This is a genomic window from Flavobacterium zhairuonense (assembly GCF_004352915.1).
Lineage (GTDB): Bacteria > Bacteroidota > Bacteroidia > Flavobacteriales > Flavobacteriaceae > Flavobacterium > Flavobacterium zhairuonense.
In genome coordinates this window covers 38,007-56,633 of record NZ_SJSY01000071.1, presented here as the reverse complement: position 1 = coordinate 56,633, position 18,627 = coordinate 38,007, and the positions used below count along the sequence as shown (strand labels likewise).

Annotated in this window: 20 protein-coding genes; 13 read left to right on the top strand and 7 right to left on the bottom strand. The window is 32.6% G+C overall.

Annotated features, from left to right (window positions below; all coding sequences use genetic code 11):
- Positions 1 to 17: 17 nt before the first annotated feature.
- On the bottom strand, positions 18 to 1,280 hold the full coding sequence (locus tag EYY60_RS09170; protein WP_132989079.1) for a cation:proton antiporter: 1,263 nt from the start codon (positions 1,278 to 1,280) through the stop codon (positions 18 to 20).
- Between the two features lie 138 nt (positions 1,281 to 1,418).
- Between EYY60_RS09170 and EYY60_RS09165 the strand changes: the two genes are divergently transcribed.
- From EYY60_RS09165 to EYY60_RS09135, 7 genes are all read left to right on the top strand, one after another.
- The gene (locus tag EYY60_RS09165) at positions 1,419 to 1,922 is read left to right on the top strand and encodes a GbsR/MarR family transcriptional regulator (RefSeq protein ID WP_132989078.1); all 504 of its coding nucleotides are present in this window, start codon (positions 1,419 to 1,421) and stop codon (positions 1,920 to 1,922) included.
- A 68-nt stretch (positions 1,923 to 1,990) separates the two neighbouring features.
- Positions 1,991 to 2,326, top strand: coding sequence for a hypothetical protein (locus EYY60_RS09160; RefSeq protein WP_132989077.1), 336 nt, complete (start codon positions 1,991 to 1,993; stop codon positions 2,324 to 2,326).
- Entirely contained in the window at positions 2,323 to 3,063 is a 741-nt protein-coding gene (locus EYY60_RS09155) for a YqjF family protein (RefSeq protein ID WP_132989076.1), read from the top strand. Before EYY60_RS09160 ends, EYY60_RS09155 begins: the two co-directional genes overlap by 4 nt.
- 27 nt (positions 3,064 to 3,090) lie before the next feature.
- Positions 3,091 to 3,912, top strand: a complete 822-nt coding sequence (locus tag EYY60_RS09150) for a thiol-disulfide oxidoreductase DCC family protein (RefSeq protein ID WP_132989075.1) — start codon at positions 3,091 to 3,093, stop codon at positions 3,910 to 3,912.
- Positions 3,913 to 4,090: 178 nt separating this feature from the next.
- Positions 4,091 to 5,002, top strand: a complete 912-nt coding sequence (locus EYY60_RS09145; protein WP_132989074.1) for a TIGR01777 family oxidoreductase — start codon at positions 4,091 to 4,093, stop codon at positions 5,000 to 5,002.
- Positions 4,999 to 5,403, top strand: coding sequence for a hypothetical protein (locus EYY60_RS09140; protein WP_132989073.1), 405 nt, complete (start codon positions 4,999 to 5,001; stop codon positions 5,401 to 5,403). Before EYY60_RS09145 ends, EYY60_RS09140 begins: the two co-directional genes overlap by 4 nt.
- On the top strand, positions 5,400 to 5,855 hold the full coding sequence (locus tag EYY60_RS09135) for an SRPBCC family protein (RefSeq protein WP_132989072.1): 456 nt from the start codon (positions 5,400 to 5,402) through the stop codon (positions 5,853 to 5,855). The genes EYY60_RS09140 and EYY60_RS09135 overlap by 4 nt, the downstream gene beginning before the upstream one ends.
- Positions 5,856 to 6,204: 349 nt before the next feature.
- Here EYY60_RS09135 and EYY60_RS09130 read toward each other — a convergent pair whose 3' ends face one another.
- The gene (locus tag EYY60_RS09130) at positions 6,205 to 7,017 is read right to left on the bottom strand and encodes a UbiA prenyltransferase family protein (RefSeq protein ID WP_132989071.1); all 813 of its coding nucleotides are present in this window, start codon (positions 7,015 to 7,017) and stop codon (positions 6,205 to 6,207) included.
- 196 nt (positions 7,018 to 7,213) lie between these two features.
- Here EYY60_RS09130 and gcvP point away from each other — a divergent pair, with 196 nt between their 5' ends.
- From gcvP to EYY60_RS09100, 6 genes are all read left to right on the top strand, one after another.
- Positions 7,214 to 10,063 carry an aminomethyl-transferring glycine dehydrogenase gene (gene gcvP, locus EYY60_RS09125; RefSeq protein WP_132989261.1) on the top strand — a complete coding sequence of 950 codons (2,850 nt, stop codon included), beginning with the start codon at positions 7,214 to 7,216 and terminating at the stop codon, positions 10,061 to 10,063.
- Between the two features lie 404 nt (positions 10,064 to 10,467).
- Positions 10,468 to 11,526 carry a 3-oxoacyl-ACP synthase III family protein gene (locus EYY60_RS09120; protein WP_132989070.1) on the top strand — a complete coding sequence of 353 codons (1,059 nt, stop codon included), beginning with the start codon at positions 10,468 to 10,470 and terminating at the stop codon, positions 11,524 to 11,526.
- A 334-nt stretch (positions 11,527 to 11,860) separates the two neighbouring features.
- Positions 11,861 to 12,388: a methyltransferase gene (locus tag EYY60_RS09115; protein ID WP_132989260.1), complete on the top strand. Its 528-nt coding sequence runs from the start codon at positions 11,861 to 11,863 to the stop codon at positions 12,386 to 12,388.
- An 88-nt stretch (positions 12,389 to 12,476) separates the two neighbouring features.
- Positions 12,477 to 13,325 carry a glycosyltransferase gene (locus tag EYY60_RS09110; RefSeq protein WP_132989069.1) on the top strand — a complete coding sequence of 283 codons (849 nt, stop codon included), beginning with the start codon at positions 12,477 to 12,479 and terminating at the stop codon, positions 13,323 to 13,325.
- A gap of 81 nt (positions 13,326 to 13,406) precedes the next feature.
- A complete protein-coding gene (locus tag EYY60_RS09105; protein ID WP_012022541.1) occupies positions 13,407 to 14,153 on the top strand; it encodes an MlaE family ABC transporter permease in 747 nt (248 codons plus the stop codon).
- Positions 14,153 to 14,914 carry an ABC transporter ATP-binding protein gene (locus tag EYY60_RS09100; protein ID WP_132989068.1) on the top strand — a complete coding sequence of 254 codons (762 nt, stop codon included), beginning with the start codon at positions 14,153 to 14,155 and terminating at the stop codon, positions 14,912 to 14,914. Before EYY60_RS09105 ends, EYY60_RS09100 begins: the two co-directional genes overlap by 1 nt.
- Before the next feature lie 89 nt (positions 14,915 to 15,003).
- On the opposite strand, the gene EYY60_RS09095 is transcribed toward EYY60_RS09100, so the two are convergent.
- From EYY60_RS09095 to EYY60_RS09075, 5 genes are all read right to left on the bottom strand, one after another.
- Positions 15,004 to 15,717 (bottom strand): peptidase associated/transthyretin-like domain-containing protein, encoded by a 714-nt coding sequence (locus EYY60_RS09095; RefSeq protein ID WP_132989067.1) that lies wholly within the window; start codon positions 15,715 to 15,717, stop codon positions 15,004 to 15,006.
- A gap of 161 nt (positions 15,718 to 15,878) precedes the next feature.
- Positions 15,879 to 16,475 carry a SprT-like domain-containing protein gene (locus tag EYY60_RS09090; RefSeq protein ID WP_132989066.1) on the bottom strand — a complete coding sequence of 199 codons (597 nt, stop codon included), beginning with the start codon at positions 16,473 to 16,475 and terminating at the stop codon, positions 15,879 to 15,881.
- A gap of 22 nt (positions 16,476 to 16,497) precedes the next feature.
- Positions 16,498 to 16,863: a four helix bundle protein gene (locus EYY60_RS09085; RefSeq protein WP_132989065.1), complete on the bottom strand. Its 366-nt coding sequence runs from the start codon at positions 16,861 to 16,863 to the stop codon at positions 16,498 to 16,500.
- Between the two features lie 27 nt (positions 16,864 to 16,890).
- Positions 16,891 to 17,568 carry an SDR family NAD(P)-dependent oxidoreductase gene (locus EYY60_RS09080; RefSeq protein ID WP_132989064.1) on the bottom strand — a complete coding sequence of 226 codons (678 nt, stop codon included), beginning with the start codon at positions 17,566 to 17,568 and terminating at the stop codon, positions 16,891 to 16,893.
- Between the two features lie 38 nt (positions 17,569 to 17,606).
- The gene (locus EYY60_RS09075; protein WP_132989063.1) at positions 17,607 to 18,581 is read right to left on the bottom strand and encodes a M20/M25/M40 family metallo-hydrolase; all 975 of its coding nucleotides are present in this window, start codon (positions 18,579 to 18,581) and stop codon (positions 17,607 to 17,609) included.
- Between the last annotated feature and the right edge of the window lie 46 nt (positions 18,582 to 18,627).

Sequence of the window (18,627 nt, the reverse complement as noted above, 5' to 3'; positions counted from 1 at the left end):
TCTATATTCTATTTTCTCTACTCCTTCTCCAAAACTCTTTTAGCTAATTTCCCAACAGTAAGCCCTTGTACTACAATTGAAAATAAAACGACTATATAAGTCACCTCTAAAAGCAAGTTTTTATATTCACTTTCAGGCATAGAGAGTACAAGTGCAATAGAAACTCCACCTCGAATTCCTCCCCAAACCAAAACCATCAACGAACCTTTGTTGTAGGCCGATTTTATTCCGAAAAATTTGAATATGTCGAAGAATTTCCACGGTAAAACGATCGACGTTAATCTTGAAAACAACACAATAAAAATGGCAATAACCCCTGTCAATAACTGTTTGTCTAAATTTGGAAGCAATAATAATTCGAAACCAATAAATAAGAACAAAACAGCATTCAAAATCTCATCGATAAGTTCCCAAAACTTGCCAAGATAATCTTTCGTTACTTCGCTCATCGCAACTTTTTTACCATAATTTCCAATAATCAATCCAGAAACCACCATTGCAAGCGGACTAGAAACATGCAACGCTTGAGCAACTAAAAACCCTCCTGTCACGATAGAAAGGGTAATTAAAACCGAAACCTTATAATCATCGATTTTTTTCATGACTCTTGAAGCTGTAAATCCGAAAACAGCTCCTAATAAAAGTCCGCCAATTCCTTCCTTGATAAATAACCAACTAATTGAACCAAAAGTAGCATCAAATGTTGGATCGGTTGCCATTTTTAAAACAACAGCAAACATTACTACCGCTACTCCGTCATTAAATAATGATTCACCAACAATCTTGGTTTCGATTCTTTTTGGAACTTTTGCTTCTTTTAAAACTCCTAAAACCACAATTGGATCAGTTGGAGAAATTAATGTTCCGAAAACCAAACAAAATATATAAGGAATAGTAATTCCGAGAAGCGGTGCTATATAATATAGCAGAACAGAAATAATTAAGGCTGATAAAACGACACTGACTGTCGAATAAATCATAATGGGTACTTTTTGCTCTTTAAGGTCAAACATGTTTACGTGTAAAGCTCCCGCGAATAAAAGGAAATTCAACATCGCTCCCATAAGGATTTCGTTGAAATCAAATTCTTTTATCAGATCAAAAAAATGCTTTGTCGTTGCAGGAAAATAAGAATCTCCCAAAAGACGAATTCCGACTGAAACCAGCATAGCAATAATCATGATTCCTATGGTTCCAGGAAGTTTTAAAAATCTTAAATTTAAATAGGCGAAGAAAGATGCCAATACAATCAGCACCGAAAATGTGTAGTATAATTCCATAAAATGTGATTTTTACAAAAATAATTTTCTCATTACTTAATCAACAATTACGGGACTTGAATTAACATAACTTTATAAGTTGATAAATAAGTTTCAATTATTTTTGAAAGTTTAAAAACTTTTACTTACATTTGATCTATGGAATTCAAAGAAGCAAAAAATAAGTTTGTACAAACCTGGGGAGCATTAGGTTCTCAATGGGGAATTAATAAAACGATGGCACAGATCCACGCTTTATTAATGGTTTCGAACGAGCCTGTTTCTATGGAAGACATTATGGAAGAATTGCAGATTTCGCGCGGAAACGCCAGCATGAACCTAAGAGCTTTAATGGATTGGGGAATTGTCTATAAAGAATTCAAAGCCGGAGAAAGAAAAGAATTCTTTACAGCTGAAAAAGATTTAGACGAACTGGCATCAAAAATTTCCAGAGAAAGAAGCAAAAGAGAAATCAAACCAGCTCTTAAAATCTTAAAAGAAGTTTCGACAATCGAAGCAAAAGATTCTGCAGAAGAAAAACACTTTGTTGATCAGACAACGAAACTGTATGATTTCGTTTTAAAAGCAGATAATATGCTAGACAAAATGACTGAATTTAATGAAAATTGGTTAGGAAAATTGGTTATAAAAATGATGAAGTAAATCTTCAAACTAAAAAAATTTAATTCAAACTTTCAATTATTTCTGAAAGTTTAAAACAATCAATAACTATGAAAAACATTAATTACTTCAATTATTTTTTTGTTGGATTCCCATTATTCTTTTGTTTGCTCGCAACATTTAACATTGGCTTTATATCAATTGCAATGCTTGCACTAATACCTACTGGAATATTTCAAGTAATTATTGGGATAAAAATGTTAGTTGATGAACCTCAAGATAAAAATCTTAAAATATATGTAGTAAGTGTTTTTCTTTTCTTCATTTCCCTTGTAGTGATTTCTAAATTGGAGTTATACAATTTTTTAAACTATATACTATTCGGAGTACCTCCAATACTAGCCTTTTATCTATCAATATTAATCTATAAAAAAGCAAACCAATGAACTTCTTAAAAGCAGAATGGAAAAATTTAGCACTTTTCAATTATGAAGTTGATGCTAATGTATTAGAAAAATATCTTCCAGCAGGTACTGAAATAGACATTTGGAACAACAAATGTTATGTGAGTTTGGTTGGGTTTATGTTTAAAAACACTAAAGTTTTAGGATTGAAAGTTCCTTTTCATGTTGATTTTGAAGAAGTGAATTTGAGATTTTATGTAAAACGTTTTGAAAACGGCGAATGGAAACGCGGAGTAGTTTTCATTAAAGAAATTGTTCCTAAAAAAGCCATCACTTTTATTGCCAATACTTTGTATCAGGAACATTATGAAACTCAGAAAATGAAACATAAAATCATTGAAAACGAAAACGGCAATACTTTCATTTATCAATGGAAAAATGATACAAAATGGAATACTATTGAACTAGAAACTAGAAATGTTCCAACAGAAATTGAAGTTAATTCTGAAGCTGAATTCATCACAGAACATTATTTCGGATACACCAAAATCGATGAAGAAACGACTTTTGAATATGAAGTGACACACCCAAGATGGGAACAATTGGAAGTTTTAAATCATCGAGTTGCTATTGATTTCGAGAAAAATTATGGAAGTGATTTTAGATTTCTTCAAACTCAAAAACCAACTTCTGTTTTTCTGGCTAAAGGATCAAAAATTACAGTTAAGAATAAAAGAAAACTTCAGCTGATTCCTGTCGAAGAAAAGTTATATGCATAAAACTATTCAACTTTAAAACCAAAAATCATGAAAACTTTAGAAAACCAAACTTTACTTTATGATGAAGATTGTCCGCTTTGCAATTTATATACAACTGGATTTGTAAAAAGCGGAATGCTTGATGAAAACGGAAGAAAATCATATTGTCAATTATCTGAAGAAGAGCAAAATTTTGTGGACTTGAAACGAGCTCCAAATGAAATTGCATTGGTAGATAATAAAACCAAAACCGTTACTTACGGAATTGATAGTTTGATAAAAGTTGTTGGTTTTTCTTTTCCTTTAATTGAAAAAATTGCAACCATAAAACCAATTCATTTCATTCTGAAAAAAATGTATTCTTTTGTTTCTTATAACCGAAAAGTCATTATTCCGGGAAATTTAAAAGAAGGAAACAAATTGCAATGCACGCCTGATTTCAATTATAAATACCGATTTCTGTTTATCGGATTTGCATTAACCGTGACTACTTTTATTCTTTTTGGTTATTCTAATTTGATTACGAGTTTGCCAAAAAGCAATATTATAAGAGAAATCATTTTAGCTTTTGGACAAATTGTTTTTCAAAGTTTATTTCTTTTAAAATTTGGCAAACAAACGATTCTAAATTATGCTGGAAATATCATGACAATTTCTTTGATGGGAAGTTTAATTTTAAGTCCAATATTGATTTTGAGTAATTTTATTCAACTTCCGGAAATGATTATTTTGGGTTGGTTTGGAGTAACGGTTTTCATCATGTTTCTGGAACATTTTAGAAGAGTAAAAATTTTAAAACTTCCTTTTTACCTATCTTTCACTTGGATTCTTTATCGAATTCTTGCTTTGATTTTAATATTAAATGTATAAAAATGGGTTGCCATGAATTACACAAATTTTCACGAATTTATTTTTATAATTTTTGCCACAGATTGAAGTGATTATTCGGATTTATAAATTGGGCAAAAAATCATTAAAATCCTTTTAATCTGTGGCATCAAAAATTTGTGAAAATTTGTGCAATTCGTGGCTATAAAAAATCACACCAATGAACAAACTCGTAATCGCATCTGGAACCGGTTTTCTTGGACAAGTTTTAGTAAATCACTTCAAAAATAAATTTGAAGAAATTGTAATTCTGACCCGAGGAAAATCTCAAACAATTGACGGGATAAAATATGTAAACTGGAATGCGAGAACTTTTACTGGCTGGGAAAAAAAATTAGAAAACGCAACAATTTTAATTAATCTTGCCGGAAAATCTGTTGATTGCCGTTACACCAAAAAGAATAAAAAAGAGATTCTTTGGTCAAGAATTGACAGTACAAAAATTTTAAACAAAGCCGTTTTAAATTGTAAAAATCCGCCGAAACATTGGCTGAATTCTTCAACAGCAACTATTTACCGTTTTTCATTAGACAAACAAATGGATGAAATTGACGGTGAAATCGGAAATGACTTTTCTATAAATGTAGCTTTATCTTGGGAAAAAGCGTTCTTTAAAACTGAAACTCCAAATACTTTAAAAACAGCATTGCGAACTTCAATTGTTTTAGGGAAAAATGGAGGCGCTTTAATTCCTTTAAAAACTTTGGCTAAAATTGGTTTTGGAGGAAAACAAGGAAATGGAAATCAGTTTGTGAGCTGGATTCATGAAAAAGATTTTGCTAATGCAGTTGATTTTATAATTGAAAAAGAAATTACAGGAATTATAAATATTGTTTCTCAGACTCCAATTCGAAATGCTGATTTTATGCAGAAACTTCGAAAAGCTGTCGGTTTTCCATTTGGAATACCGCTTAACAAATTCTTTTTGGAAATTGGATCTTTTTTTATTCGTACCGAAACGGAATTGGTTTTGAAAAGTAGGAATGTGATTCCGAAACGGCTTTTAGAAAATGGGTTTCAGTTTAAGTTTGGAGAGATTGATAGGGCTTTTAAAAATTTATTACACAAATGAAAACAGAAAATACAAATTGGAATTACTTTTTGAAACATTGTATTTCAACATTATTACTGGCTCCTTTCATCTCACAAGCATTCTTTTATATATTTCCCAATTCTCATCAGATAATTGGTCTTTTAGAAATTTATCCTCTGACATTATTTATGAGCTTAATTTTCTCTAGCCCAACTTATATTTTAAATGCTTACTTGTATCAGATTTTATCTAAAAAGGCAATTTCAGCTTTATATTCAAAAGTAATTCTGATTTCAATGTCAATTATTGGCATTTTTATTACAATGTATTTAATAATAGGCTACATGTGGTTAGATTTTGCTATTTCATATTCTCTATCTTCTCTAATTACAGGTATGTTTTTTAAATTAAATTTTGAAAAAAAAGAGCCCCAATCATGACAAAAATAAACCTCACAACCAAAATAAAAGCTCCAAAACAAATCGTTTTTGATGCTTCAAGAAACATAGAAATTCACCAGCAATCTGCAAGTCCTTCAAAAGAGAAAGCAATTGATGGAGTAACTTCTGGTTTAATAAGTTTGGGTGAAACGGTGACTTGGCGAGGAAAACATTTTGGGTTTTATTTCACTCATAAAAGCAGAATTACAGAAATGATTTTCTACGATTATTTTATAGATGAAATGGAAAAAGGCAAATTCAAATCCTTCAAACATGAACATTTTTTTGAAGAAGAAAATGGCTTTACAATTATGAAAGACAAATTGCAATATGAAACTCCGTTTGGGATTTTTGGAAAATTATTCGATGTTTTGTTTTTGAAAAGACATTTGACAAATTTTCTTTTGGAAAGGAATAAGGTTTTAAAAGAGATTTCTGAGAAAACCAATTGATATTTTCTTGATTTATTTCACGCAGATTCAAACAAATTTTAGCAGATTTAGCAGAAAAAAAATCAGATTCAGTTGCCTCCAGTTTTAACTGGAGGTGAATTTAGGATTGAATATTCTTGGCTTTAGCCAAACTTTGTTATTTGGCTAAAGCCCTTATTGATGATATTTCTTTAACCTCCAGCTAAATCTGGAGGCAATTTATTTAAATAAAAATATTAAATTTTGAAAATGAATCTTCTCGTTTTACGTTTTGCGTGAGGGATAGCAGTGGAAAGCCCACAGCCTGACGAAGGAAGAGCGAGGACTTGTAACGGATAGCCCGACCCGGAGGGACACGCCCAAAGTATTTTTATAAAAAAACTACCATTAGCCACCAAAATATCGGCACAGCTTCTACCCAAAAAGAAGTATAATATTTGGAACGATTTGGGTTGGCAAAAACTATAAATAACATCAGCGTGATAACCATTATCAAATTGATGAAAACATCATGATAATTAAATGTCGAAATAAAAAACTCCAAAACCCAAAACGGGACCAGAAGCGAAAGCCCTAAAATCTTGGTTCGCTTTACGCCAATAGTTTGCGGAACAGTTTGCAAATGCGGATCGTCATTGACTAAATCGATGATTTCGAAAACCAATATCAAAACAAAAACCAATACAAAACGCTGAATGCATTTGATGAAAAAAGTAAATGTAAACGACATTTCGGCATTTATAAGCGGTAAAACTAAAGTAGTGCCAACCCAACAAAGTGCTACTATATAAATTTTTACACCTGCCCAGTTTCGGGCGTTTTTCCGGTTTGGGAAAAAGGGCAAAGTATAAAGTGCAGTAATCAGAAAAATTACGACAGAAACAATTTGAGTAATCCGCTTTAAATGGAAAAAATAATAGCCAACCAAAATCACTGAAATAAAACTCAAAACAGCGATAATTTTTAATTGTGTCCCGATAGGATTTTTCTTTACGCGAACCAAAGCGTCATATTTTACGAAATTATATCCTACAATAGTTCCGAAAAAAGTAAACAATGCCATTGGCTCATCGTACTGAATATGAAATACATGAAACGTAATTCGGACTAAAGCATAACACGACAAAGCCACGTGAATACTGCTGTTCAAATAAAAATCGAAAATTTGTTTTAGAAGTTTCATATCTCAAATCTAATCATTTATTAACAAATCATATCAATAGTTAGAAATTTGATAAAAAATGAAGTTAAAAATACCCATTAAATTATTAATAATACTTAATTTTGCGCCACAAAAAAACAACACATTTACTTTTAAATGTGATTCGTATGTCAAAATGGTGTACGAACACATTAATTTAAAAAATTTAGATAGCTACATGAAAACAGATGCTTTTGCTTTAAGACACATTGGTCCAAGAGAAACTGATCTTCAGCACATGCTGAAAACTATTGGAGTTGACTCAATCGAACAACTTGTTTATGAAACCCTTCCGGACGATATTCGTTTAAAAGCGCCTTTGAATTTAGATCCTGCTATGACAGAATTCGAATTTGCAAATCATATTCGCGAATTAGGAAAGAAAAACAAAACATTTAAATCATACATTGGTTTGGGTTATCACCCAACTATCGTTCCGGCTCCAATTCAAAGAAATATCTTCGAAAACCCAGGATGGTACACAGCTTACACACCTTATCAGGCAGAAATTGCTCAAGGTCGTTTGGAAGCTATTTTGAATTTCCAGACTACTGTTATCGAATTAACAGGAATGGAAATTGCCAATGCATCTTTACTTGATGAAGGAACTGCTGCTGCAGAAGCTATGGCTTTATTATTTGATGTTCGTACAAGAGATCAAAAGAAAAACAATACACACAAATTCTTCGTTTCTGAAGAAATTTTACCTCAAACTTTATCTGTACTTCAAACACGTTCAACTCCAATTGGAATTGAATTAGTGGTTGGAAACCACGAAACATTTGATTTTTCAAATGAGTTCTTCGGAGCAATTTTACAATATCCAGGAAAATACGGTCAAGTAAACGATTACAGTGCTTTTGTTGCTAAAGCAAAAGAAAACGAAATCAAAGTTGCCTTTGCTGCTGATATTTTATCACTTGCAACTTTAACTTCTCCGGGAGAAATGGGAGCTGCTGTAGTTGTTGGAACAACACAACGTTTTGGTGTGCCAATGGGTTACGGTGGTCCTCACGCTGCTTACTTTGCAACTAAAGACGAGTACAAACGTTCTATGCCAGGTCGTATCATTGGAGTTTCTGTTGACACAAACGGAAACCGTGCTTTACGTATGGCTTTAGGAACTCGCGAACAACACATTAAACGTGAAAAAGCGACTTCTAACATTTGTACTGCTCAGGTTTTATTGGCTGTTATGGCTGGAATGTATGCGGTTTACCACGGTCCAGAAGGATTAAAATATATTGCAAACAAAGTTCACGCCTCTGCAGTTACTACTGCTGAAGCTTTAAATAAATTAGGAGTTTACCAAACAAACACGGCTTACTTTGATACCATTTTAGTAAAAGCTGATGCTCAAAAAGTAAAAGCAGTTGCAGAAAACAACAAAGTAAACTTCTTCTATCCTGATGCTGATTCAGTTTCAATTTCATTAAACGAAACAACTTCTGTTGCAGACATCAACCAAATCGTTGCGATTTTTGCTGAAGCTTTAGGAAAAGAAACGGTTTCTGTTTCTGAATTAACTTCTGCAAGCCAATTACCAGCTTCATTAGAAAGAACTTCATCTTTCTTGACGCATGATGTTTTCAACAATCATCATTCAGAAAGCCAGTTGATGCGTTATATCAAAAAATTAGAGCGTAAAGATTTATCATTGAATCACTCGATGATTTCATTAGGTTCTTGTACAATGAAATTAAACGCAGCTTCTGAAATGTTGCCTCTTTCAATGCCAAACTGGAACAGCATTCACCCGTTTGCACCAGTTGACCAAGTAGAAGGTTACCTTACAATGCTTAAAAAATTAGAGCAACAATTAAATGTAATTACTGGATTTGCTGGAACAACTTTACAGCCAAACTCAGGTGCTCAAGGAGAATATGCTGGATTAATGGCGATTCGTGCTTACCACATGTCAAGAAACGAAGGTCACCGTAATGTATGTTTAATTCCTTCATCGGCACACGGAACAAATCCTGCTTCTGCCGCGATGGCCGGAATGAAAATCATTGTTACTAAAACGACTCCAGAAGGAAATATTGACGTAGAAGATTTAAGAGAAAAAGCAATTGAACACAAAGATGATTTATCTTGCTTAATGGTAACGTATCCTTCTACTCACGGAGTTTACGAATCTTCAATTATCGAAATCACAAAATTAATCCACGAAAACGGCGGGTTAGTATATATGGATGGTGCAAACATGAACGCTCAAGTTGGATTAACAAATCCTGCTACAATTGGCGCTGACGTTTGTCACTTAAACTTACACAAAACATTCGCTATTCCTCATGGTGGTGGTGGACCTGGAGTTGGACCAATTTGTGTGAACGAAAAATTAGTTCCATTCTTGCCAACAAACCCAATCTTAAATGTTGGCGGCGAGCAAGCAATTACGGCTATTTCATCTGCACCTTACGGATCTGCTTTAGTATGTTTAATCTCTTACGGTTACATCACTATGATGGGCGCTGAAGGATTAAAAAGTGCTACAGAGCACGCGATCTTGAACGCAAACTATATGAAAGCACGTTTCGAAGGACACTACCCAATTCTTTATACTGGAGAATGCGGAAGAGCGGCTCACGAAATGATTTTAGATTGCCGTGCATTTAAAGAAAACGGAATCGAAGTTGGTGATATCGCAAAACGTTTAATGGATTACGGTTTCCACGCTCCAACGGTTTCTTTCCCAGTTGCTGGAACTTTAATGATCGAACCAACAGAATCTGAAGATTTAGCTGAGTTAGATCGTTTCTGTGATGCACTTATTTCAATCAGAAAAGAAATCGAAGCTGCAACTGCTGATGACAAAAACAACGTATTGAAAAATGCACCACACACATTAGCAATGTTAACAACTGATAACTGGGATTTCCCTTATACTAGAGAAAAAGCAGCTTATCCATTAGATTACATCGCTGATAATAAATTCTGGCCATCTGTTCGTCGTGTAGATGACGCTTATGGTGACAGAAACTTAGTTTGTAGCTGTGCTCCTATCGAAGCTTACATGGAAAACTAAGAAATTAGTTTTCTTTACATATTATTCCAAACCCGACAGGTTTTAAAAACCTGTCGGGTTTATTTTTTGGTTTCAGTTTTCAGTTTTCAAGTTTCAGTTTTCAACATAACGTGAAACCTGAAACTTGAAACAAAAAAACAACACTTTCTCTTTTTATAACATTCCTTCTGGTTTTGCTTGTTTTTATAACATTTCAAAATAAAACAGCGAAATAAAAATTGGCTCCTTAATCAATCTCAAACGTTTGAAATCTCGGAAAAATTAAAAAATCATTAGAAAATAATCAGTTTATCATTGAAAAATCTTTTATTTCACAATTATATGCGTGCATAGTATTTTTTATGATAGTTATCATTATTTTATTTCTATTTTAGCACCAAATTTATCGGATAATTACGGGAAAAATGAAAATAAAAATTATTGGTATTGGGAGCTATATTCCTAATTTAGAAGTAAAAAACACAGATTTTGACAAACATGTTTTTTTAAATGAAGATGGAACTCCTTTTGGTTATCCGAACGAAGTTGTTATTAAAAAATTCAAAGGCATCACCGGAATTCAAAACCGTCGTTATGCCGAACCTCAATATACCGCTTCTGACTTAGCATTTTTTGCAGCACAAAAAGCAATTGCAAACGCGGGAATTGATGCCGAAACTTTAGACTATATTATCATTGCCCATAATTTTGGAGATGTAAAAATCGGAACTACACAATCTGACATGTTGCCAAGTTTGGCAACGCGCGTTAAAAACAAATTAGGAATTAAAAATCCAAAGTGTGTCGCTTACGATATTATCTTCGGATGCCCTGGATGGATTGAAGGTGTTTTACAAGCCAATGCTTTCATTAAATCTGGAATGGCAAAAAGAGTTTTAGTAATTGGAGCCGAAACTTTATCAAGAGTTGTTGACGATCACGATCGTGATTCGATGATTTATTCTGATGGCGCAGGCGCTTCAATCTTAGAAGCTTCAACTGACGAAAGTGGATTGTTAGCTTACGAAAGTGCCACTTTTGCAACTGATGAAGCTGGCTTCCTTTTCTTTGGAAAATCATACAATCCAGATTTAGATCCGGATACAAAATACATCAAAATGTACGGACGTAAAATCTATGAATTTGCTTTAAGCAATGTTCCGTGCGCCATGAAAAGCTGTCTAGACAAGAGCGGTATTGATATCAGCGAAGTCAAAAAAATCCTTATTCATCAGGCAAACGAAAAAATGGACGAAGCAATTATTGATCGTTTTTACAAATTATACGATAAAACTGCGCCTAAAGACATTATGCCAATGAGCATCCATGATTTAGGAAACAGCAGTGTTGCAACTGTCCCAACGTTATACGATTTAATCCTTCAGGGAAAAATCGAAAATCAAGAAATAAATAAAGGAGATGTTTTAATTTTTGCTTCTGTTGGAGCGGGAATGAATATTAATGCTTTTGTTTATAGATATTAATTTATAAAACACCAGTCCCAGAGGGACGCCATATTTATAGAACAAATAATCTGGATTCAAAAAAGCTCCATCGGAGCGACATGATTATACAAACAAAAAGATTTCGCTCCTATGGAGCTTCTTTATGAGAACTAAATTGGCTATAAATATTACGCTTCTACGAAGCTATCTTTAAAATCATATAAAAACTTATAAAAGTCCGTATTTAAAAATAATATTTTAAATGCGGACTTTCATTTTCCTTCCAATTAAAAAACATAAAAAAGAAGATAACTTTGTATATTTGCGACCTAATTAAAATCAAGAACGAGAGATTGATTCGTTCGCAATGACTATGTACGAAAAAACGTTTCCTAATAAAAGATTCAAACTTACTTTAGAATTTTTACAAAAACACGTAAATACTTCAGAGACTATTTTTGATTTTGGTGTACCAAATCCATTTTCTAAAATAATGGAAGAAAACGGTTATACTGTAAAAAATACAAAAGGAGAAGATTTAGATAACGATCATACTGCTTTACAAACAGAAGAATACACTGTTTTTACAGCATTTGAAATTTTCGAACATTTACTTAATCCGTACACGGTTTTAGAAAACGTAAAATGCGACAAATTGTTAATTTCAATTCCATTGCGTTTATGGTTTTCTCCGGCGTATCGTTCTAAAACGGATATGTGGGACAGACATTACCACGAATTTGAAGACTGGCAATTAGACTGGCTTTTAGAAAAAACAGGCTGGAAAATTACAGATCGTATTCAATTTACACATCCGGTGAAAAAATTTGGTTTAAGACCTTTACTAAGATATTTCACTCCGAGATATTATCTTGTTGTAGCTGAAAAAGTAAAGAAATAAGATTGCAGATTAACGATTTTAAATTTTTGATTTTTAGATGACTTCCATACAATCTAAAATCTAAAATCTAAAATCTAAAATTCTTAAAATGAAATATTACATCGTCATTCCCGCGCATAACGAGCAAGATCTTATTGGCTTGACTTTACAATCTTTGGTTTCACAAACCGTTTTGCCTTCAAAAGTTGTGGTTGTAAATGACAATTCTACAGATAAAACAGAAGAAGTTGTATTAAGTTTTGCAAAAGAAAATCCATACATATCTGTCGTAAACAAAACTTCAGACGCAATTCATTTGCCAGGAAGCAAAGTCATTCAGGCTTTTCAGAAAGGTTTTGAAACTTTAGATTCCAATTACGATATTATTGTAAAAATTGATGGCGATTTGATTTTTCCTCCAAATTATTTTGAAACCATAATTAAACATTTTAATTCAGATTCAAGAATTGGAATGGCTGGCGGATTTTGCTACATTGACAAAAATGGAGAATGGGTTTTAGAAAACCTGACAGATAAAGATCATATTCGAGGCGCTTTAAAAGCATATCGAAAAGAAACTTTTCAGCAAATTGGAGGTTTACGTCCTGCAATGGGTTGGGATACCGTTGATGAATTACTTTGCAAATATTATGATTGGAAAGTGGTTACCGATGAATCTTTACACGTAAAACATTTAAAACCAACCGGCGCAAATTACAACAAAACAGCTCGCTACAAGCAAGGCGAAGCCTTTTATACTTTAGGTTATGGTTTTTGGATTACCGCAATTGCTTCTGCAAAATTAGCGATGATGAAGAAAAAACCGTTCCTATTTTTAGATTACATCAAAGGATTTTTAAAAGCTAAAAAAGCCAAAACTCCTTTATTAGTGACCCCAGAACAAGCTAAATTTATTAGAAATTATCGTTTACAAAAAATGAAAGAGAAGCTTTTTTAATCTTAAAAAAAATTAAAAAACTGCAAACTGAAACTGTAAACTGTAAACTAATCCTTAATTTAGCCAATATTTGTAAAACTTATGATGCTAATTCGTTATTTATCCCAAATAGGAAAATATTTTTTAATGCTGAAAGAAATTTTCAATAAACAGACCAAATGGCCTGTTATGAAAAATTTAATTTTCAAAGAAATCGACGATTTAATTATCGACTCACTTGGGATTGTTTGCTTTATCTCTTTTTTCATCGGAGGAGTTGTTGCCATCCAGACCGCGCTAAACCTAACTAACCCTTTAATTCCAAAATATTTAATTGGTTTCGCTACACGTCAATCTGTAGTCTTAGAATTTGCACCTACTTTTATTTCGGTAATTATGGCCGGAAAAATGGGATCTTACATTACTTCTAGTATTGGAACAATGCGCGTTACAGAGCAAATTGATGCCTTAGAAGTTATGGGAGTTAATTCCGTAAATTATCTTGTTTTCCCAAAAATTATAGCATTATTAATGTATCCATTTGTAATTGGGATTAGTATGTTTTTAGGAATTTTTGGAGGATGGCTTGCATGTGCTTACGGAGGATTTTCAACAGGAGCCGATTTTATTATGGGAGCGCAAAAAGATTTCATACCCTTTCATATTACGTATGCCTTTATCAAAACTTTAATTTTTGCCATGTTATTAGCAACAATTCCATCTTTTCATGGATATTATATGAAAGGTGGCGCATTAGAAGTTGGTAAGGCTAGTACAACATCATTTGTATGGACATCTGTTACTATTATTCTCCTAAATTATATATTAACTCAATTATTACTAGGATAATGATAGAAGTAAAAAACATAGAAAAATCATTTGGTGACAGCAAAGTTTTAAAAGGCGTTTCAACGGTATTTGAAACTGGAAAAACCAATTTGATTATTGGACAAAGTGGATCTGGCAAAACAGTTTTATTGAAAACGTTATTAGGAATTCACACGCCAGACTCAGGAACAATTGAATTTGACGGAAGAGTTTATTCTGATTTAGACAAAGATGAAAAACGTGAGTTAAGAACTGAAATCGGAATGGTATTTCAAGGAAGTGCCTTATTTGACTCAATGACCGTTGAAGAAAATGTAGCATTCCCGCTAAGGATGTTTACTAGCAAAAACAAAGCTCAAATTCAAGAACGAGTTGATTTTGTTTTAGAAAGAGTAAATCTGATAGATGCGCATAAAAAATTACCTTCTGAAATTTCTGGAGGTATGCAGAAACGTGTTGCCATTGCACGTGCTATTGTAAACAATCCGAAGTATTTGTTTTGCGATGAACCAAACTCTGGTCTTGATCCAAATACTTCAACTTTGATCGATAACTTAATTCAGGAAATCACTAGAGAATACAACATTACAACCGTTATCAACACACACGATATGAACTCTGTAATGGAAATTGGTGAAAATATCGTTTTTCTAAAAAAAGGCTTGAAAGCATGGCAGGGTAATAAAGAAGAAATCTTTAGAACTGACAATAAAGATATCGTGAAGTTTGTCTATTCTTCAAACCTATTTAAGAAAGTAAGAGAAGCTTATTTGAAAGGTTAAACGCCTTTTAAATTTCAATATTTAAATTCCCAAATTCCAAGCTATGCAAATTGGAATTTGGGAATTTTTTTAAAAAATTTGACAACTTATTAATTCACATTTTTAAAATCAGTTTCTTCGACTGTTATTGTTTGATATGTTGTATCCTCAACATTACTAGCTGGAAATTCATAAGATGCTTTCTGTAAAACTCCATTTTTGGTTCTATAAAAATCAACAATCTGCTTATTGTATTTATCAATATATAATGTTTGTTTTGATTCACCATTTGCAGTGATATTATACGTTGTATAAGTAAGATTATGACTTGGACCTGTAGGAAATGTTGTAACATTATTAACCTTAAAAGTTACCTCACATGGATATAATAGAATTAAATTTTTGGAATTAAATTCGAATTGCTTACCAATGTATTTTAAATCATTTGCGTCTTCGGTAATATTAACAGTGAATGGTCGCCATAAAACCTGTGGCTCCTTGTCTTTAGCCTCTTTACCAAAGGATAGTTGATAGAAATTCCCTTTACCAGTTGTTTTAAAAACAAAATCATAATTTCCATTATTATCCGTAAAAGTAGAATCAACCCATTTTATAAATTCATGATCCTCATAAGACACAAGATAAGATCCAGTGGTTGTCACTTTATATTCCCCAACTTTTACAATTAAATTTGAAATTGGCACATCATGATCATCTGTAATTTTACCGTTGACTTTAGTTTCAATTCCAGATTGAATTAATACAGGATCCTTGTCGCAACTAGCTAGTACAAATAGAAAAAACAAAAGCAATATTTTTCTCATAAAAAAGTGTTTTGTCAAAGCTGCAATTTTTTTCTCAAAACACAAAGAAACACACATTAAACTTTTGTAAACAAGTAGATTAAATAAAAAAATCAAAATCCAAATCCCAATCTTACATAAAATTGGAATTTGGAATTTTCTATTTTGAAATATTAAAATCTTTAATCTATCAGCTCAACTTCAGCATTTGGATTAAAAAGATAAGTTTTTCCTGTGCTTATTTCGAGGCATTCGAAACGTTTTGTTCTAACGGCAATTTTTTTAAATACTTTGCCATTTTTTATTCTGAAAACACTTCCGTAAGGAATTTCGAAAACATAATTTTTATCACTGTTTGAATCATATTGTTTTAATGCCAATGACAAAGTAGTATCTGTATCACTGCTCGCCGATGGATTTTTAAAATGTCTCGCCAGCAAAGGTAATATCATACTAGGAAATATTTCTGGACGAATAAACGGAACCATCAAACGTTGAAAAGTGTATTTCCACTCATTCCCATGCGGTTTTATATTTCGTCCGAATTTTTCGAATGCAACCAAATGCGAAATTTCATGAATGAGTGTAATTAAAAAACGATATTTATTCAAACTTGCATTAACCGTGATTTCATGTTTTCCACTCGGTCCTCTCCGATAATCGCCATGACGCGTCTGGCGCTCATTTACGATTTTCAAATGAACCTGATTGGAAACAATCAAATCAAAAACAGGCTTTACTGCATGCTCCGGAATGTATTTTGCTAAAGTTTCGTTCAATTTAATTATGAATTATGAGTTTTTAGTTATGAGTTATGAGTTTCTTCTTTGACGTTATGATTATACTTTTTATGATTTTTAGCACTTCCTCACATTGATTTTGCATCGATTCAAATTCAGCTTTAGAAATATAATTCGTTGCAATTAATATTTCCAGCAAATACATTGACTCATCACATTCTTTTTGAGAAATTGATAATTTATGAATAAAATCAGCTTTACTTTGAGCATTCACAGCTTCCCGAACATTTGCACCAACCGATGTAATTGAATGCAAAAACTGCTTACTCATTACAAATTCTTTCTTTTCAGCAACTAACCATTTATAAAAATTAACTCCTCTTATAGCTAATTCAAAACTTTTGGTTTTCACAATACTTTCACTCATAATTCATAACTCATAATTCATAATTAATTAAGGATTAGTAGAAGAAACCTCTAAAACCTTCCCATTAAAATACTTATTTCCATTAAGAGTAAAATCATAAATATAAGTTGCCATTCCTTCTGCCGAAATTGGCGCTTGATATCCTGGGAAAGCCTCGTTCAACATTTCTGTCTGAACTGAGCCTAGCGCAAGAACATTAAACGAAATTCCTTTCTCTTTATATTCTTCGGCTAATAATTCGGTTAAAGTAATTACAGCGCCTTTGCTTGAACTATAAGCGGCTAATCCGGCAAATTTCAAACTTCCTCTTACACCGCCAATCGAACTGATAGTCACAACATGACTTCCTTTTCCTAAATAAGGAAGACAAATTCTGGTAAGATTTGCCACTGCAAAAACATTTACTTTATAAATATTTTCAAAATCGGCTTGGGTAGTTTCTGCAAAAGGCTTCCAAATTAAAGCTCCCGCGTTATGAACCACCGCGTCAACTTTTTTCCAAGTCGACGACAGAAAATGCTCTACTTCACTTAAAGCACTTTCATCTGCCAAATCAATTGAAAGACAAGTAACATTTTGATGCTCTAATAAAGATTGCGGTATTTTTCTAGAAATTGCCAAAACCTGATGGCCAGCATTTGCAAATTGTAATGCCAATTCATATCCAATTCCTCGGCTGGTTCCTGTAACGATAATATTTTTCATGTTGCAAAAATAAACAAAACCAATAAAAAGCTGTGTTATTAATTCATTGTAATTTCCTTCGTTGGAGTAATCGTTATCTGAGTCACCGCCGGCAATAATTCTTGCACAAATGCAGTAATATGCGGAATATTCATTACTTTGAATTCATCTGAAACATGGTGGTAAAACTCAAAATTCTCAAAATCAAAAGTACTTATCGATTGGCAAGGTTTTCCGAAAGCCTCAAAAAAGGAATAATTATCAGATCTATAAAACAATTTGTATTCTGCTTCTTTCGGCAAAAACCCAATGGTGTTTTTACCGGTATATTCGTTGATTTTCTGTGCCATATTCGATTTATCAAAACCAGTAACGTAGGCCAAAAAATCGCGCTTCATCGGCACGCCAATCATTTCAATATTCAATTGCGTATATAAATTAAAATCTCTCTTTTTTAATTTTGGAACTAGACTTTTAGAGCCTAGCAATCCTTTTTCTTCTCCAGCAAAAAACACAATAAGAATACTGCGTTTATTCGATTTTGTTTTCGCAAAATATTCCGCCATCTGAGCAACAGCTGTCACACCCGAAGCATCATCATTCGCACCATTATTTATGACATCGGCTTGCTGTTTTTTCTCTTTTCCAATATGATCGTAATGTGCACTCAAAACCACAAATTCTTTTTTCAAAACAGGATCTGTCCCTTCTAAAACTCCGACAATATTGTACGCTGGCAATTTAAAATTAGTTAGTGTATCGCGATACGAAGCAAAATAAGGTTTAACATTATTCTTTTTTAAGAAATCTTCTAAAAAAACCGCTGCTTTTTCAATTCCTTTTGTCCCTGTTTCGCGTCCTTCCAATTCATCCGAAGAAAGATATTTCAAGAAATCTGAAACTTCAGATTCACTTACTTTATAATTGATTTCTATTTTTTTTGAACTTGAATCTGTTGTCTCAGTTACAACAGAAGGATTTGTTTTACAGCATAACAAAACCAGCGAAACAAAAAGAAAGTATATTTTTTTCATAAAAAATGATTGTTTGATTTAATAGAAAAACAAAGTTTTTTAAGGA

What these genes read in the sequence shown, in the direction of transcription:
- EYY60_RS09170 (WP_132989079.1), bottom strand. Translation starts at nt 1,280, where the DNA reads ATGGAATTATACTACACATTTTCGGTGCTGATTGTATTGGCATCTTTC.
- EYY60_RS09165 (WP_132989078.1), top strand. Translation starts at nt 1,419, where the DNA reads ATGGAATTCAAAGAAGCAAAAAATAAGTTTGTACAAACCTGGGGAGCA.
- EYY60_RS09160 (WP_132989077.1), top strand. Translation starts at nt 1,991, where the DNA reads ATGAAAAACATTAATTACTTCAATTATTTTTTTGTTGGATTCCCATTA.
- EYY60_RS09155 (WP_132989076.1), top strand. Translation starts at nt 2,323, where the DNA reads ATGAACTTCTTAAAAGCAGAATGGAAAAATTTAGCACTTTTCAATTAT.
- EYY60_RS09150 (WP_132989075.1), top strand. Translation starts at nt 3,091, where the DNA reads ATGAAAACTTTAGAAAACCAAACTTTACTTTATGATGAAGATTGTCCG.
- EYY60_RS09145 (WP_132989074.1), top strand. Translation starts at nt 4,091, where the DNA reads ATGAACAAACTCGTAATCGCATCTGGAACCGGTTTTCTTGGACAAGTT.
- EYY60_RS09140 (WP_132989073.1), top strand. Translation starts at nt 4,999, where the DNA reads ATGAAAACAGAAAATACAAATTGGAATTACTTTTTGAAACATTGTATT.
- EYY60_RS09135 (WP_132989072.1), top strand. Translation starts at nt 5,400, where the DNA reads ATGACAAAAATAAACCTCACAACCAAAATAAAAGCTCCAAAACAAATC.
- EYY60_RS09130 (WP_132989071.1), bottom strand. Translation starts at nt 7,017, where the DNA reads ATGAAACTTCTAAAACAAATTTTCGATTTTTATTTGAACAGCAGTATT.
- gcvP (WP_132989261.1), top strand. Translation starts at nt 7,214, where the DNA reads ATGAAAACAGATGCTTTTGCTTTAAGACACATTGGTCCAAGAGAAACT.
- EYY60_RS09120 (WP_132989070.1), top strand. Translation starts at nt 10,468, where the DNA reads ATGAAAATAAAAATTATTGGTATTGGGAGCTATATTCCTAATTTAGAA.
- EYY60_RS09115 (WP_132989260.1), top strand. Translation starts at nt 11,861, where the DNA reads ATGTACGAAAAAACGTTTCCTAATAAAAGATTCAAACTTACTTTAGAA.
- EYY60_RS09110 (WP_132989069.1), top strand. Translation starts at nt 12,477, where the DNA reads ATGAAATATTACATCGTCATTCCCGCGCATAACGAGCAAGATCTTATT.
- EYY60_RS09105 (WP_012022541.1), top strand. Translation starts at nt 13,407, where the DNA reads ATGATGCTAATTCGTTATTTATCCCAAATAGGAAAATATTTTTTAATG.
- EYY60_RS09100 (WP_132989068.1), top strand. Translation starts at nt 14,153, where the DNA reads ATGATAGAAGTAAAAAACATAGAAAAATCATTTGGTGACAGCAAAGTT.
- EYY60_RS09095 (WP_132989067.1), bottom strand. Translation starts at nt 15,717, where the DNA reads ATGAGAAAAATATTGCTTTTGTTTTTTCTATTTGTACTAGCTAGTTGC.
- EYY60_RS09085 (WP_132989065.1), bottom strand. Translation starts at nt 16,863, where the DNA reads ATGAGTGAAAGTATTGTGAAAACCAAAAGTTTTGAATTAGCTATAAGA.
- EYY60_RS09080 (WP_132989064.1), bottom strand. Translation starts at nt 17,568, where the DNA reads ATGAAAAATATTATCGTTACAGGAACCAGCCGAGGAATTGGATATGAA.
- EYY60_RS09075 (WP_132989063.1), bottom strand. Translation starts at nt 18,581, where the DNA reads ATGAAAAAAATATACTTTCTTTTTGTTTCGCTGGTTTTGTTATGCTGT.